This window comes from Wenyingzhuangia heitensis (genome assembly GCF_011762155.1).
GTDB lineage: Bacteria > Bacteroidota > Bacteroidia > Flavobacteriales > Flavobacteriaceae > Wenyingzhuangia > Wenyingzhuangia heitensis.
In genome coordinates this window covers 237,509-254,772 of record NZ_JAASQL010000002.1, presented here as the reverse complement: position 1 = coordinate 254,772, position 17,264 = coordinate 237,509, and the positions used below count along the sequence as shown (strand labels likewise).

Annotated in this window: 10 protein-coding genes; 6 read left to right on the top strand and 4 right to left on the bottom strand. The window is 32.6% G+C overall.

The features are described 5' to 3' along the window. Positions 1–116: 116 nt before the first annotated feature. From FHR24_RS09720 to FHR24_RS09695, 6 genes are all read left to right on the top strand, one after another. Complete coding sequence (locus FHR24_RS09720) at positions 117–1,928, top strand: arylsulfatase (RefSeq protein WP_167187625.1); 1,812 nt, start codon at positions 117–119, stop codon at positions 1,926–1,928. A gap of 17 nt (positions 1,929–1,945) precedes the next feature. Next, the gene (galB, locus tag FHR24_RS09715; RefSeq protein WP_167187622.1) at positions 1,946–4,426 is read left to right on the top strand and encodes a beta-galactosidase GalB; all 2,481 of its coding nucleotides are present in this window, start codon (positions 1,946–1,948) and stop codon (positions 4,424–4,426) included. Positions 4,427–4,469: 43 nt separating this feature from the next. Beyond that, positions 4,470–6,125, top strand: coding sequence for a sulfatase-like hydrolase/transferase (locus FHR24_RS09710; RefSeq protein WP_167187620.1), 1,656 nt, complete (start codon positions 4,470–4,472; stop codon positions 6,123–6,125). A gap of 74 nt (positions 6,126–6,199) precedes the next feature. Next, entirely contained in the window at positions 6,200–7,720 is a 1,521-nt protein-coding gene (locus tag FHR24_RS09705) for a sulfatase-like hydrolase/transferase (RefSeq protein WP_167187617.1), read from the top strand. Positions 7,721–7,890: 170 nt separating this feature from the next. Then, positions 7,891–11,142: a glycoside hydrolase family 2 TIM barrel-domain containing protein gene (locus FHR24_RS09700; RefSeq protein WP_167187614.1), complete on the top strand. Its 3,252-nt coding sequence runs from the start codon at positions 7,891–7,893 to the stop codon at positions 11,140–11,142. 162 nt (positions 11,143–11,304) lie between these two features. Beyond that, complete coding sequence (locus tag FHR24_RS09695) at positions 11,305–12,495, top strand: family 16 glycosylhydrolase (protein WP_167187611.1); 1,191 nt, start codon at positions 11,305–11,307, stop codon at positions 12,493–12,495. 675 nt (positions 12,496–13,170) lie between these two features. Here the strand turns inward: FHR24_RS09695 and FHR24_RS09690 are convergent. From FHR24_RS09690 to FHR24_RS09675, 4 genes are all read right to left on the bottom strand, one after another. Further along, on the bottom strand, positions 13,171–13,770 hold the full coding sequence (locus tag FHR24_RS09690) for an alpha/beta fold hydrolase (protein ID WP_167187608.1): 600 nt from the start codon (positions 13,768–13,770) through the stop codon (positions 13,171–13,173). Positions 13,771–14,004: 234 nt separating this feature from the next. Next, positions 14,005–15,504: an antibiotic biosynthesis monooxygenase gene (locus FHR24_RS09685; RefSeq protein ID WP_167187605.1), complete on the bottom strand. Its 1,500-nt coding sequence runs from the start codon at positions 15,502–15,504 to the stop codon at positions 14,005–14,007. 30 nt (positions 15,505–15,534) lie between these two features. Beyond that, a complete protein-coding gene (gene nfsB, locus FHR24_RS09680; RefSeq protein WP_167187603.1) occupies positions 15,535–16,188 on the bottom strand; it encodes an oxygen-insensitive NAD(P)H nitroreductase in 654 nt (217 codons plus the stop codon). 11 nt (positions 16,189–16,199) lie between these two features. Continuing rightward, a complete protein-coding gene (locus FHR24_RS09675; RefSeq protein WP_167187600.1) occupies positions 16,200–17,141 on the bottom strand; it encodes an NADP-dependent oxidoreductase in 942 nt (313 codons plus the stop codon). Between the last annotated feature and the right edge of the window lie 123 nt (positions 17,142–17,264).

The window sequence follows — 17,264 nt, the reverse complement described above, 5'->3', positions numbered from 1 at the left end:
TTATTAAATTTTATTAGAAATCATATGTTTTAAGCTTAAAATCATTTGTACTTAAACAATCGTAGAATTATGATGATATTTACACTAAATATAACATTGAATTAATTTAACAAAATATGAATTTCATTAAATACATTGCTATTGTAAGTCTTGCTTTTGTTAGCTGTGCAAAAAGTAATACTAAGACAGAAAGTAAAAAACCAAATGTCATTTTGGTATTAACAGACGATCAAGGTTATGGAGATGTAGGTGCTTTAGGAAACAAAGTTATTAAAACCCCCAATATTGATACTTTTCACAACGAAAGTTATCGATTTACTGACTTTCATGTAGGGCCTACTTGTGCTCCTACTCGTTCTGGATTAATGACTGGTAGATACGCAAATGAAGTAGGTGTTTGGCATACTGTAGGTGGATGGTCTTTATTAAGAGAAAATGAAAAAACCATGGCAGATATGTTTACAGAAAACGGATATGCTACGGGAGGGTTTGGAAAATGGCACTTAGGAGATAATCATGATTTTAAACCTGAAAATAGAGGGTTTCAAGAAACTGTAATGCATGGTGGTGGTGGTGTATACCAAACTCCAGATTATTGGGGAAACACTTATTTTAATGATACTTATTTTCACAACGGAAAACCTCAAAAATATGAAGGTTACTGTACTGATGTTTTCTTTAACGAGGCTACTCGTTTTATTACAGAAAATAAAAACAAACCTTTCTTTTGTTACATTGCAACTAATGCTCCACATGGACCATACAACGTTCCTGTAGAATATTATAACATGTACAAAGATATTGACGAAAATACATTAACAGACAAACAAAAAAGATTTTACGGAATGATTACCAACATGGATGACAACTTTGGTAAGCTACGTGAAACATTAAAAAAATTAAAAATTGCAGACAATACCATTCTAATTTACATGACTGACAACGGAACTGCAGCAGGACATGTCTCTAAAAAAGGAAAAGAATTAGGATACAATGCTGGAATGAAAGGTCACAAAGGAAGTGAATTTGAGGGTGGACACAGAGTTCCTTTCTTTATTTATTGGAAAGATGGAAAAATTACTGGAGGAACAGATATTAACGAAATGACGGCAAACTTAGACATTATGCCAACCTTGGCTGAATTGTGTGGAATTAGTCTTCCTAAAGATCACTTACCATTAGCTGGAAAAAGCTTAGTGCCTTTAATTAAAAAGCCAGAAACAAAATGGGACAGAATGTTAGTCACAGATTCTCAAAGAATCCAACATCCAAAAAAATGGAAAAGCTCATCTGTAATGCAAGGAAAATGGAGATTGGTAAACGGAAAACAATTGTTTAATGTAGAAAGTGATAAAGGACAAAACAACAATGTAGCAAAACAGTTTCCTGAGCAATTAGAAAAAATGAAAACTTTTTATAACCAATGGTGGGAAAGAGTTTCTGTAAAATTTAATGAAGAAGTTTATATTAAAGTTGGGCTTTCTCAAGAAAACCCTATTACATTAACCGCTCATGATATTCATGTTACAGAAGGTAAATATCCTTGGAATCAAGTTTATGTTAGATTAGGAGAAAGAGGTGTTGGTCATTGGAGTGTGGATATTACAGAAGATGCAGAATACAAAGTTTCTTTAAGAAGATACCCTATAGAGTCTGGATTAAAAATTAATGACGAAACACCTGCTATCACTCAAAAAGAAGTACCAGGATTAGAAAATGACATTCCTGCTGGTAAAAATTTAAATTATAAAAAAGCAACCATTCAGTTTGGAAATAACAACTCGCTTACAGCCCCTGTTAAAGACAATGCTCTATCGGTAGACTTTACTTTAAAATTAGACAAAGGGAGAACTAACTTTAACGCTAATTTTGTGAATCAAGACGGAGAACCAAACGTAGCTTACTATGTATACATAGAAAAACTATAACTATTTAAATAAAATATATGTTTAGAATCATTCAAATAGCCGTTTTATCAGTTTTAATAACACTTTTAATCCCTTCTTGTTCCAAAGAAGAAAACGTATCTATAAAAGATCTCAATTTTAATAGCAATTGGTTGTTTTTAAAAGATAGTATCAATGGTGAAACAGCTATTTTAAATGATGATACTTGGAGAAAATTAGATTTACCCCACGATTGGGCTATTGAAGGTTCTTTTAGTAATGAACATAATGCAAGAACAGGTGGATTGCCTGTAACAGGTACTGCTTGGTACAGAAAACACTTTACCATAGACGAGCAGTACAAACACAAAATAGTCTCTGTTGAATTTGATGGAGCGATGAACAATGCCAAAGTTTGGTTAAATGGAAATTATATAGGGGAAAGACCTTACGGATATATTGGTTTTGAATTTAATTTAACTCCTTTTTTAAAATTTGGTCAAGACAATGTTTTATCTGTACAATTGTCTCCTAAAGACCTGTCTGCAAGATGGTATCCTGGAGCTGGAATTTATAGAAATGTTCGCTTAAAAATTAACGAACCTACACACGTTCCGCAATGGGGAACCTATATAACTACTCCAGTTGTTACAAAACAAAAAGCAGAGGTACATATTGAAACTAAAATCTTAAACAGTCAAAACAAGCCAGCTTCTATTTTATTAGAAACCTCTATTCTAAACTCTAGTGGAACTGTTGTTAGTACATCAGAAAAGTTAATTACCATTAACAAAAAAACATCACACAAATCTAAGACAATAGCTACGGTAGAAAACCCTGAGTTATGGGATTTAAAAACACCTAATTTATATACAGCTGTTAATAAAATAAGTATTGATGGAATTATTGTAGATGAATATGAAACTACTTTTGGAATACGTACTATTCGTGTTACAAAAGAAGATGGTTTTACTTTAAACGGTAAAAATATCAAATTTCAAGGAGTTTGTTTACACCACGATCAAGGGCCTTTAGGAGCAGCTATTAATTATAGAGCCAAACAAAGACAATTGCAAATTATGAAGTCTATGGGAGTAAATGCCCTTAGAACTAGCCATAACCCTCCATCTCCAGAAATTTTAAAAGTCTGTGATGAATTAGGAATTGTAGTAATTGTAGAAGCTTTTGATGAGTGGAAACTAGGAAAAGTAGAAAATGGGTATCATTTATATTTTGACAAATGGCATGAAAAAGATTTGCGTGATATGATCAAAAGAGATCGAAATCACCCCTCTGTAATTATGTGGAGTATTGGTAACGAAATTTTAGAACAATCTAAAAAAGACGGATGGAAAATTACCAAAGAACTAAACGATATTTGTCACGATGAAGACCCTACAAGACCAACAACTGTTGGGTTTAATTACTTTCCTGCACCTTTTAAAAACAATTTGGCAAATTATGTAGATGTGGTAGGTATGAATTATTGGCCAGAAGAATACAGTAATATTTTAAGAGATCATCCAGATATGATTGTATATGGTTCTGAAACATCATCTATGACTAGTAGTCGTGGTGTTTACCACCTACCTATTGATTACGATGAAAAACACGAAACCAATCACGTTTCTAGTTACGATGTAATTGTAGGTCCACCATGGGCTTATGCACCAGACATTGAATTTGATGCTTTAGAAAAAGAGCCTCGTGCATTGGGGGAGTTTATTTGGACAGGCTTTGATTATTTAGGAGAACCGACTCCTTATGGTGGTCGAGACAATTCTACCAACGGATATTGGAATGATGATTGGCCATCTAGATCAGCATATTTTGCTCCTGTAGATTTATGTGGTTTTCCAAAAGACAGGTATTATTTATACCAAAGTCAGTGGACTACAGAACCTATGGTACACGTATTACCTCACTGGAATTGGGAAGGACAAGAAGGAAAAAATATTCCCGTAATAGCCTATACAAACTGCGAGGAGGTTGAACTATTTGTGAACGGAAAATCCTACGGTAAAAAAATTAAAGGGAAAGACTTAACAGAAATTCCATCAGAATATCATGGATTTAAAAAAGGAATGTACAAATCTAAATATCGATTAAGTTGGAATGTACCTTATCAGCCAGGAAGCCTAAAAGTAGTGGCTTACAAAAACGGAAAAGCAATTACATCCAAAGAAATAAAAACAGCAGGTACACCTACTAATATTAAATTAGTTACTGATAGAGAAAATATAAACGCTAACGGAGTAGATTTAGCTTATGTTACTGTTAGAGTTGAAGACAAAGATGGAAATTTATGTCCAAATGCAGATACTTTAATCACCTTTAACGTTGATGGAGAAGGTAGTTTAGCTGCTGTTGGAAATGGAGACCAAACTTCTATGGCATCTTTTCAAGCAACAAACAGAAAAGCATTTAACGGACTGTGTTTGGCTATTCTAAAATCATCAAAAAAAGAAGGAAAAATAACAATTAGCGCAACAGCTAATGGTTTAAAAAGCGATGAATTAAAAATTAGTAGCAAAAAATAAAACCTAGTTTTATAAATAAGAATAAAATAATTAATAACAAAAAATGAAAAATACATTTAAAATAATTGCTGTATGTTGTAGTTTGTTTTTTATAGCTGCAAAAGCTCAAGAACGTCCAAATATTGTTTTTGTTCTTACAGATGATCAATCTTACAACTTATTACATTGTACGGGAAATGAGATTGTAGAAACTCCCAACATTGACAAATTAGCCAAAGAAGGAGTCTTGTTTACCAACGCACACGTATCTAGTGCTATTTGTACTCCTAGTAGAATTTCAATTTTACTAGGTCAATACGAACGTAAACACGGTGTAAATTTTAACTCTGGTACTTCTGTCTCAGACAAAGCCTGGGAAAAATCTTACCCTATGGTAATGCGCAAAGCTGGTTACCACACAGGTTGGATTGGTAAAAATCATGCTCCTGTAGGACAAGGAGGCTATGAAAGTGGACTTATGGAAAAAAGTTTTGACTATTGGTATGCTGGACACGGACATTTAGGTTTTTATCCCAAAAACAGACACAAAATTTTTAACGATGCCATTGCTTTTACACAACCAGAAATTATTAATGAAGGAGTGGATGATTTTTTAGATCCTAATGCACGCAAATTAAAAGGAGCTATTAAATTTTTAGAAGACAGACCTGCCAATAAGCCATTTATGTTGTCTATCAACTTTAACTTGCCACATAGTGCAAGTACAAGTACCATGAAAATGAAACCTACAGATGATGCTTTGTACAGAACTAAATATAGAGATATAGACATTCCGTTACCTGATAACTATATTGCTAAAAAAGATATTAAAACCCCTAAATTACCTGCTGATTTACTAAGAGCTGAAGACAGACAAGCCGGATATAATTATTCTGACACCCCTGAAGGTTTTAAAGAAAGATACATTCGTCAGTTAGAAGCAATGACTGGAATTGACCGTTTGGTTGGAAATTTAAGAAAGAAATTAAAAGACTTAAAAATCGACAAAGAAACCATCATCATATTTACTTCTGATCACGGTTTATTTATGGGAGAACAAGGTTTGGGAGGAAAAGCATTGTGTTACGAAAAAACAACGCATGTTCCTATTATTGTATTAGACCCTAAAGCAAAAAGAAAAGCTAGAGGTATACAAAGTGATGCTTTGGTGCAAACGATAGACATTGCTCCTACTATGTTAGCTATAGCAGGAATAGAAATTCCTAAAGAAATGCAAGGAAAAGATATTTCTAGCCTAATTAAAGGTGGTAAAAAAGACGTAAGAGACTTTGTTTATACAGAAAACTTATGGTCTACCCATTTTGGAAATCCTAAATGTGAAGCCGTACAAGATAAAGAATGGAAATACATTCGTTATTACAAAAACACAACACGCTCTGCTACACAAGAAATTAAAACAGCCAAAGCGATGAGAATTCCTGTAAACAAAATGTTATACGCTGTTCACGATCCAGATATTGCATACTACAAACATTTGGCAGAATCATCTTTACAAGGAGAGCAACCTGTTTATGAAGAACTGTATAACTTAAAAGAAGACCCTAACGAATTGCATAATTTAATCAACAATAAGGAACACTCTGCTATTTTAAACAAATTAAAAGCAGCTTGGAAAATTGAAATTACAAAAGCAAGAGGAACAGGTAATCCTTCTGTTTATAGATACACCAACGATAGTCATCCAAACGGAGGACATTAAAAAAATGCTTAGAGCATCATTCTAAATTGAAAAAGATGCTCTATTTTTTTGTACAATTAATTATATAAAAAATTATGTTTCTTAAAAGATTTCTTTTCATCACACTTAGTATTACACTAGCTAGTTGTGGTGCTAAAACTCAAAAAACACAAGAACAGAAAGGAAAACCTAATATCGTTTTTATTTTTACTGACGATCAAACTTACTCCTCTATTCACGCTTTAGGTAATAACGAAATTATTACTCCAAACATGGACAAATTGGTTCACAATGGAACTACTTTAACACATGCCTACAACATGGGATCTTGGAGTGGTGCTGTTTGTTTAGCTTCTAGAGCTATGATGAATACAGGTAGATTTGTTTGGAACGCTAAAGACTTTACCCAAAAAATTAATAAAGAAAACAACGTTACAAAAACATGGGCTAAATTATTAGAGTCTGGCGGTTATGAAACCTATATGACAGGAAAATGGCACGTACATGCACCTGCTAAAAAGGTATTTAACCACGTACAACACGAACGTCCTGGAATGCCTAAAGATGCTTGGGATCACTTTAAAATGGTGGCTAAGTTTGATTCTATTTCAAAAATAAAAGGAGCAAACCCAGATGATTTAATGCCTGTAGGATACAATAGACCACAAGATGAAAATGATCATTCATGGGATCCAACAGACACAAAATTTGGAGGTTATTGGCAAGGTGGTAAACACTGGAGTGAAGTTGTAAAAGATGATGCTATAGCGTTTATTAACACTGCTAAAACCAAAGAAAATCCATTCTTTATGTATTTGGCTTTTAATGCCCCTCACGATCCTAGACAAGCTCCCAAAGAATACCAAGAAATGTACAATGTAAACGATATTTCTGTTCCAGAAAGTTTTATACCAGAATATCCTTACAGAAAATCTATTGGGAACGGAAATAACCTAAGAGACGAAGCCTTAGCTCCTTTTCCTAGAACAGAATATGCTGTAAAAACTCATATTAAAGAATACTATGCTAGTATTACACATGCCGATGCTCAAATAGGATTAATTCTAGAAGCATTAAAAAAATCTGGAAAGCTAGACAACACCTATATTATTTTTACAGCAGATCATGGTTTGGCTATGGGTAGACATGGTTTAATTGGAAAACAAAATTTATTTGATCATAGTATTAGACCTCCAATGGTTATTTTAGGACCTAATATTCCTAAAAACAAAAAAGTAGATACCGATGTTTATTTACAAGATGTAATGGCTACAACTTTAGACATTGCCAATGTAGAAAAGCCTGCTTATATAGATTTTAACAGCTTTTTAGACATTGCAGAAGGAACCAAAAAAGAAAGTAATTACAAAGAAATTTACGGAGCGTATTTAAGTGTACAAAGAATGATTCGTAAAAACGGTTACAAACTATTGGTGTATCCAGATATTAAAAAGGTTTTACTTTTTGATATGAATAAAGATCCTGAAGAAATGAACAACTTAGCTAATAATGCTGAGTATAAAGAAAAAGTAAATAGTCTATTTAAAGACTTGTTAGAGTTGCAAAAAAACATGAACGATCCTTTAGATATTTCAGAAATTTATAAAAGTTTATAATCGTATTATTCTCTAAAATACTCAATCCCTAAGTGTAATTACTTAGGGATTTTTTAATTTGATAAAATTAAAGACATCAATTAAACATTTGAACTAGACATCTAATCAACAGTTTTAATTATGAGCCAATATATATAGTATTTTAGCCTGACAATTATATTATCAAATCAATGAAAAGATTTTTTACATTACTATTTGCTTTTGCAAGTACTTTTGCAAGCCAAGCACAACAAAACGATTGGGAAAACCCACACGTAAATCAAATTAATAAATTACCTGCTCGCAGCACATTTTATGTATATGATAACGAGCAACAAGCACTAGAATCTAAAAGAGAAGCTTCTAGCCTGTACAAATCTTTAAACGGAGCGTGGCAATTTAATTGGGTACCAAAACCTGCTGATGAAATTAAAGATTTTGAAAAAACATCTTTTAACACAAGCAACTGGAAAACTATTGATGTTCCTTCTAACTGGGAAATGAGAGGTTACGGAACTCCAATTTATACCAACTCTACTTATCCATTTTTTAGTGATTATCCTAAGATCAATCACAACGACAACCCTATTGGACATTATGTAAAAAACGTAACCATTGATGATTCTTGGTTACAAAAAGATGTAATTCTTCATTTTGGTGGAGTATCCTCTGCTTTTTACGTTTGGGTAAATGGTGAATTTGTAGGGTATAGTGAAGACACTCGTTTACCATCAGAATTTAACATTACCAAACACCTGCAAAAAGGAACTAATAAAATTGCTGTAAAAGTATACCGTTGGGCAGATGGTAGTTACTTAGAAGCTCAAGATCACTGGAGATTGAGTGGTATAGAACGTGAAGTATATTTACAAGCGGTACCTAAAGTAAGATTGTCTGACTTTACCGTTCGTACAGATTTTGATAATGATTATAAAAACGCATTGTTACAAATTAGACCCATATTTGAAGCCAATGTAAAAGACAAATACATTGAAAAAGTAGGACATTTTGGAACTTCTCCTTTAAAAACCAATTATGACAATTGGACCTTAACAACCACTTTGGTAGATGCTGAAGGAAATACAGTAGATACTCAAAACATGAAATTAGGAAAGTACTTTGGGGAATTTTACCCGCAAAGAGACAACGTTTATTTTGGAATGATAGAATCTGAAATAAAACAACCTAAACAATGGTCTGCAGATCAACCTTATTTATATACTTTACTTTTAACGGTAAAAGATGAGCAAGGAAATGCAACACAACATTCTAGTACAAAAGTTGGTTTTAGAGAAGTAGAAATTGACGAAAAAGGAAGATTTTTAGTTAACGGAAACTCCGTAAAAATGATTGGTGTTAACAGACACGATCATAGCATGACCAACGGAAAAGCATTGTCTAGAGCAGACATGGAAGCTGATGTTAAATTGTTAAAGCAATTTAACTTTAATGCAGTAAGAACATCGCACTACCCTAACGACCCTTATTTTTATGAATTGTGTGACCAATACGGAATTTACGTAATGGACGAGGCAAATTTAGAATCTCACGGAACCAGAGGGCAATTAAGTAACGATGCCGAATGGGGATCTGCTTACTTAGAAAGAGCTATTAGAATGGTTAAAAGAGATAAAAACCATGCAAGTATTGTGATGTGGTCTTTAGGAAACGAATCTGGAATGGGACCTAATCACGCTGCTATGGCTAGTTGGATTAAAGAATTTGATCCTACTCGTTACATTCATTACGAAGGTGCACAAGGACAACCTGCACACCCAGACTACAAAAAGAAATACTTTAACATTGGAAAAGGAAACCCAACAGATCCTAAATGGGTAGACATGCTTAGTAGGATGTATCCAAATCCAACAGCTTTGCAAAGCTTGATAGATGATACAGCTGCTATAGATAACAGAGCTGTTATTATGTGTGAATATGCGCATGCAATGGGGAACTCTGTAGGAAACATGCAGGAATACTGGGATGTTATTTACAAAAACGACAGAGCCATTGGTGGTTATATTTGGGATTGGATTGATCAAGGGATTTTAACCAAAACTAAAAACGGAACGGAGTATTTAGCTTATGGTGGCGATTTTGGAGACATTCCTAATGATGGTACTTTTTGTATCAATGGAATTATTGCTGCAGATAGAACTCCAAAACCAGAGATTTATGAATGTAAAAAAGTAAATCAGCCTGTTGTTATTACTGCTGTAAATGCGTTAAAAGGTGAGTTTAAAATTCTAAACCGTCATCATGCAGTAAGTTTATCTAAATACAACTTAACTTGGGAATTGCTTAAAAATGGTAAAATTATCAAACGTGGTTCTTTAGAAAGTTTAACAACACAACCTAACCAAACGGATAACATAAACATCAATCTTAAAACTCCTAAAGCAAAGGCTGGTGATGAATTTTTTATCAATATTAAAGGTCATTTAAAAGAAAATACACTTTGGGAACAAAAAGGATATGTTGTTTTTACTGAACAATTTAAATTAGATGTTGAAACAAAATCTGTAAAAGAAGTAAAAGTTTCATCAAAAGAGATCAACACCACTCAAGATGATGAGCAAATTAAAATTACAGCTAAAAACAATACGGTAATCATCAACAAAAAAACAGGATTGATTAGCAACTATACTGTAAACGGAACGTCTTATTTTGAAACTCCTTTGACTTTAAATTTCTGGAGAGCACAAACCGAAAATGACCAAGCCTACAGAAAAGCTAAAAAACAACAAGATGAGTTGGATTGGATGACTGCTGGTAAGAACATGAAGGCAACATCTATTAAAATTGATGAGGCTAACAAAGGAAAAGTAATTGTTACTGTTGCCGGAATTATTAAAAATCCTAAAACAGAAGTAGCTTTAACGTACACTATTTTGGCAAACGGTTATGTAAAAGTAGCTTACAAAGTAGTAATTAATAAAAATGCACCTAACGTACCAAGAATAGGAATGTCTTTTGATATTTCTAAAAAATACAAGAACGTAGCTTACTATGGTAAAGGGCCACAAGCCAATTATGCAGATAGAGCAACAGGGGCTTTTGTAGGATTGTACAAAGCAGATGCACATAAAATGAATTACGAGTATATATATCCTGAAGAAAATGGAAATCATATGGATACTCGTTGGTTTACCTTAACCAATACTGATAAAAACGGTGTGTTTATTTCTGGAGCACAACCTTTAAACTTTAGTGTGTCTCCTTATAGTTTAGAAAACTTAGAAAAAGCTACGCATACTTATGAATTAAAAGACCGTAATGTGTTTACAGTAAATGTAGATTTAAAACAAATGGGAGTTGGTGGAGACAATACTTGGTCTGCTATTGCAGAACCACACAAAGAGTATTTAATTACACCAGGAACTTATGAATATAGTTTTTACATTACCCCTGCTAACAAAAAGCAAGAAGTGATTAAATTCTAACTTTCTATTACTTTACAAAAACCTCCTAAAACTCACATTTTAGGAGGTTTTTGTGTTTATAATAAGATCAATAATCATTTGGAATACTTTTTAAAACAACGGTATTCCTAAACCTATGGTCTTATCTATATTTTAGTAAAAAAATCAAAACAAACATCAACAATGAAAAAAATTGTAAGCATCACACTTTCTTTATTTAGCATTACTAGTTTATTTGCAGACCCTCCTACTCCTAAAAAAGGATATCGTTGGGTGATTAATCAAGAATATTCTGATGAATTTAACGGAACCGAATTAGACCGTAGCAAATGGAACAATACGTTTCACGGATGGAAAGGAAGAAAACCAGCCATGTTTGATCCTAGCACTGTATCTGTAAACAACGGAAACATGCAAATTAAAAACGGAATGTTACCCCAAGAAAAAAATGGTTATACCATTGCAGGTGGTGCAGTACAAAGTAAAAAAGAAACCGCTAGTTTTGGGTATTACGAAGTAAACTTTAAAGCTTCTAAAATAAACATGTCTACCACTTTTTGGATGTCTAACAGCAAACAACCTGTAGATTTTGTGACCAACAAAAGTAACGGAGAAAATTGTGCTAAAGACAAATACAGTCAAGAACTAGACATTGTAGAAAGTATTGGTGGTACTTTTAACAGAACTAATAAATTTAGAACACAAATGAACTTTAACACCCACTACAGATATGTTGATTGTAACGGTGGTAGAGAAAAATTTTATTCGGCAGGAAACAATGCAATTGAAGGAAATGGGCAAAAGAGCAATGCCAAATTAAGTTCAGAATCTTGGCAAGATTTTCATACCTATGGAGCTTATTGGAAAAATGCAAACGAAGTTTCTTTTTATGCAGACAATCGTTTTGTGGGAGATGTAAAAGTTAGTACCGAAGTGGTAGACAAACCTTTTGACAGATCTATGAAAATTAATATGGTTACAGAAACTTACAACTGGGTACAGCCTATTCCTACCATAGAAGAGCTAAACAATGATAAAATTAACACCTCTTATTACAATTGGATTCGTTCTTATGAATTAGTACCTGTAGACAAAAATTACACAAGTAACTACGCTCCTATTTATAAAGAGGAAATTCAGTTGACTGAAACTCCAAAGGTGATGAGTAGAAAAAAGATAGAAATATCTTACACTTACAAAGCCAACAAAAACACCAAGGCACTTTTAAAAGTAGTAGATGCCAGCAATAAAGTAGTTTCTACCACTAGCTTTAAAGTTTTAGCAGGGTTTGGAAACAATAGTCAGCTTGTAAAATTAGACCATAAAATTTCTAAAAAGGAAACTTATACATATCAAATAACGTTAGTAAAATAATCAGTTTTTAATATTCTGACTTTTTAAAACACTTATACACTATATTTTAGTTTATAGGTGTTTTTTTATTTTTAAGCAAGTAGTTTAAAACTACCAAGAGCATACTTAATTCAAAACACATCTTGTCAGTTCCAGTTTTTTTGCTGTAGTGAAACGAAAACAAAATAAATATCGAGAACGGGACTTACTAGTATAAATTACTTCTCGATACTCATGACTCCATTGCATTCCGTAATGAACTCGAAATGACAATAACAAATTAGACAATTCCTGTCAGTTCAAGTTTCTTTTGCCGTAGTAAAACAGAAACAAAATAAGTATCGAGAACAGGTGGTTTCACTTTAAAAATACTTCTCGATACTTTTTCTCCATTGCATTACGAAAACACTCGAAGCGACAATTACACTTAAAAAAACTATTCTGTCAGTTCGAGTTTTTTTGCTGTAGTAAAACGAAAGTAAAAGAGGTATCGAGAACGGGACTTACTAGTATAAATTACTTCTCGATACTCATTACTCCATTGCATTCCGTAATGAACTCGAAATGACAATAACAAATTAGACAATTCCTGTCAGTTCGAGTTTATTTTTGCTGTAGTAAAACAGAAACAAAATAAGTATCGAGAACAGGTGGTTTCACTTTAAAAATACTTCTCGATACTTTTTCTCCATTGCATTACGAAAACACTCGAAGTGACAATAAATAACATTTGTTAAAAACTTTTAAACTTTGTGGAAAAATCAATGTTCCTTTTCTAGATTCTGGTGTTGGTAACGCCATTTCGTAAGCATCTATAATTGTTTGATTATTACCCGGTTTTTTATTCATACTTTTTAAAAGCAATGTTCTTACAAAATAATTTTCCTCATAAATAAGTCTTTTCGCTTCTTCTGATTTAAAGAAATTAGAAAATTTTTCTGATTCAGCATTCGTTTTCCATGCCCAAGTATTAGAAATAACGGTTCCTAAAATACAATTTGGATGGTTTGTAGCTAGATGCAATGCAGTTGGTCCTCCCCAATTTTGCACCACCAAAATAAACTTTTCAAGTTTTAAATGATCAAGCACCAAAGATTTTACCCATTTCGCATGTTCTTGTAGCGTATAATCAAAATCTTTAGGTGTATCTGAAAATCCAAAACCTGGTAAATCATAAGCTATTAACCTTGCTTCTCCAGCTAACTCTTTTATAATATTTCTGTATATAAATGACCATTCTGGGTTTCCGTGTGCTAATACAATAGGTATGCCTTTTCCTTCATCAATATAATGCATAGAAGTACCGTCTTTCTCATACCAATTACTTTTAAAAGGATATTCTTCTTGATCTACTAAAAAAGGTCTTTGTTTTTATTGGTAATCTCTTTATTAAAAATTAGTGGGTTTTTATTTGACATAAGGCTGTATTGTTGTTTCCTGTTTTGAAACGTTCATTCTTTTAAAAGCAAAGACACCAATTGATTTCACACTAATTATGAACTCAATTGGTGTCTTAAAAAAATAAGTATCTTACTTTTTAACTATTTTATAAGCTCCAATTTTGTTGTGAAATAAACTAGGAACATATAATATTTGAGCATCAGCATCAATCCCTATGTCTGCATTACTACCTGCAAAATCACAAATTAATTCTTTTTTATAATTGGTTACATAAAATATTTTTCCGTGCATTGGGTCACTTGCTATAATTCCGTTTTTAAATTTAACAACACCGTCTAAAGCACCCATTTTTTCAGCTAGTTTTATAACTTCAACAGATTTATCAACTAAATTAATTTTAAATAAAGAACCGTATTGTGCTGGTGTTAAATTAGGCGACATTTCAGCTCCTATACTTCCTACAACTAAATGATTTCCATCTATTAAAACACCATTAGGTACCGGAAATTGACCTGAATGTAACCAAAGAGCTAATTTGTCATCTTTCAATTTAAAAATACGCCCTGTTGCTAAATCTGAAACATAACCAACACCATCTTTACCAATTGTAATATCATTTAATGTTTTTGCTTCAGACGGAATTGTTTTCACCATTTTACCAGTTTCCAAATCTATAACATGCACTTGCGATTGATCTACAACGTAAATGTTTCCATTGTAAAAAGCCATTCCTGTTGGAATATTGATTCCGGTTGCCCATTTTTCTGTATCTAATTTTCCTTCTTTTGTATATCTACTGATAAAACCTTCTTTTTGATAGGTATTGATGACAGAAACATAAATAAAATCATGATTCGGAATAGACAACATAGATTCTGGCATAACTACATTTTCTACTTCCCATAGTTTTTCTAACGTATAGCTTTCATTCAAAGTGTTTTCATCATATTCCGTTGTCATTGCAATACCTTCTTCTAATTTACCATCAACAGCTTCCTTTAACAATGTCATGGTTTCTTTTACATAAGCTTGCCCTCTATGATTCTCCATTACTTCAGGCGAATTTTTCCAATTCTCATATGCGTAAAATACATTCTCTTGTCCAACTACTTTATAGAAATCAAAAAATACATTTCCTGCTTCTTTTCGAGAATTTGTAGTATGTTTTTCAAATTGCGCTATAATACGATCACTATAGCCCTCTTTTACCTTAAAAGAAATAAAGATTGCTTGCTCGTTACCTGTAGAAATTAAAGGTTTTGAATCTATATGAGCTGGTTTTGTATCTTTAAATCGTAAAATATCTGGTGCACCTTGCAACGCATTTTTAAATAAAGGTGCTAATTCTTTACTATGCGGCAAACCTTTATGCAATTCGTATACTTCTTCATTTTTCCATTTAGAAAACACATAAAATACAGTTGGATTATTATCGTCTCCGTATAATTTCATTTCTAAATTCCCTTCTTCCTTTAAAGAGTTATTTAAACTGTTAACTTGTGCTTTTCTAAACTCTTGTACGTATGCTGGTTTTACGGTAAATTTCACCATTTGCGTAATGGTTTCATCTTTTTTAGTACAGCCGAAAACTGCCACTAGACTACATAGTGCAATAACTATATTTTTCATTTTTTAAACTTTTAGAATGTATAAACTTAATTATACGAATGTTATAATATCTTCTTCTGGCAAACGTGATTTAGGAACTTTGGCATTAAAATCATCTTCAGCCTTATAACCTAAAGACACTACTGCTAAAGGCATGTATCCTTTTTCTCTTAATCCAAATTCTTTATCTAACGCTTTAACATCTACACCTTCCATTGGCACAGCATCAATACCTAAAGCAGCAACACCAAGTAGCAAAACGCCCATATTTAAATACACTTGTTTGTCTAACCAATGTGGTAAGTCTTTAAGGTCGTATCTATGAAGGTCTGCAAATAGTTTTCTACCCGCTTTTACTCCTATTTTAAATTCTTCTTTTGCATAGCGACCATCTTTGTCTTCTTGGTTTAAGACCTTAGTCCTATAGTTTTCATCTGCATCTAATCTTGCAGAAAACACAATTACATGAGAAGCATCCATTACTTTAGGTGTATTAAAATGATAAAAACCTTCTGTTCCTTTTGCAATGCGTTCTTTTCCTTCTTTTGTATGTGCTATTGTAAAGTGCCAAGGTTGTAAGTTGGTACTTGATGGGCTAAAACGTAAAAGGGTTTTTACTTTTTCGAAATCTTCTTCTGAAATTGTTTTTGAAGGGTCAAACTTTTTTACTGAATAGCGGTTTTTTAATGCGTCTATGATGTCCATTTTATTTTTTATTATAATTTAACAATTACTTTTCCCACAGTTCTTCCACTTTCTAAGTGTTGATGTGCTTTATTAAGATCTTCAAAAGAAAAAGTTTCAGATACATGAGATGTAAGTGTACCCTCTTCTAACATTTTACTTATAGTATGCATGTCTTTAGCACTAGATTGCACTAATAGATTGGTGATATTAACATTTCGTTCTTTAGCTAATGTTGTAATTTCATCTGAAAAATCTGGTGCTGGTAAAGACATAATGGTACCTCCTGATTTTACTACATCTATAGATTTTAATAGAATATCTCCGTTAAACATATCAAAAACAAAATCTAAATCTGACACAACTTCTTCAAATTTTTGTTTTATGTAATCTATATGTTCATCTGCTCCAAATCCCATTACTAAATCTTTGTTTTTAGCGGAAGATGTTGTAATCACATAAGCTCCCATAGCTTTAGCAATTTGAATGGAAAAATGACCAACACCACCAGAACCAGCATGAATTAAAATACGATCGTCTTTTTTTATTCTTGTTTCTAAAACTTGTAAAGCTGTTAGAGCTGCTAAAGTTGCCGCAGCAGCATCCTCAAAAGAAATGTTTTTAGGCATTTTTGCTAAATGATCTTCTGGAGAAGCCACATATTCTGCATATGCAGCTCCGTTTCCAGGGAAATTAACCATTCCAAAAACGGTATCTCCTACTTTAAATTTTGTTACTTTATTACCAATTTGCGATACTGTACCAGAAATATCCCATCCTAAAATAACTGGACGTTGTTCTCCATACATCATGTTCAATCCTGGTTCTACACTTCTTATTTTATAATCTACAGGATTAATGCTAATCGCTTTTGTTTTAACCAATACCTCGTTTTCCTTTAAAATAGGTTTTTCAACGGTAGTTAAAATTAAGTTTTCTACACCTCCTGCTTGTGCTATTGTTATTGCTTTCATAAGTTACTATTTTTAAAGGCACAAAATTAAGTCTATTGTTAAAACTAAGCAATAACGGACAAAAAGGTCAGTACTAAAATCACTATATTTCTATTAATTAACAACTAAAAACCAGTAAGTTAA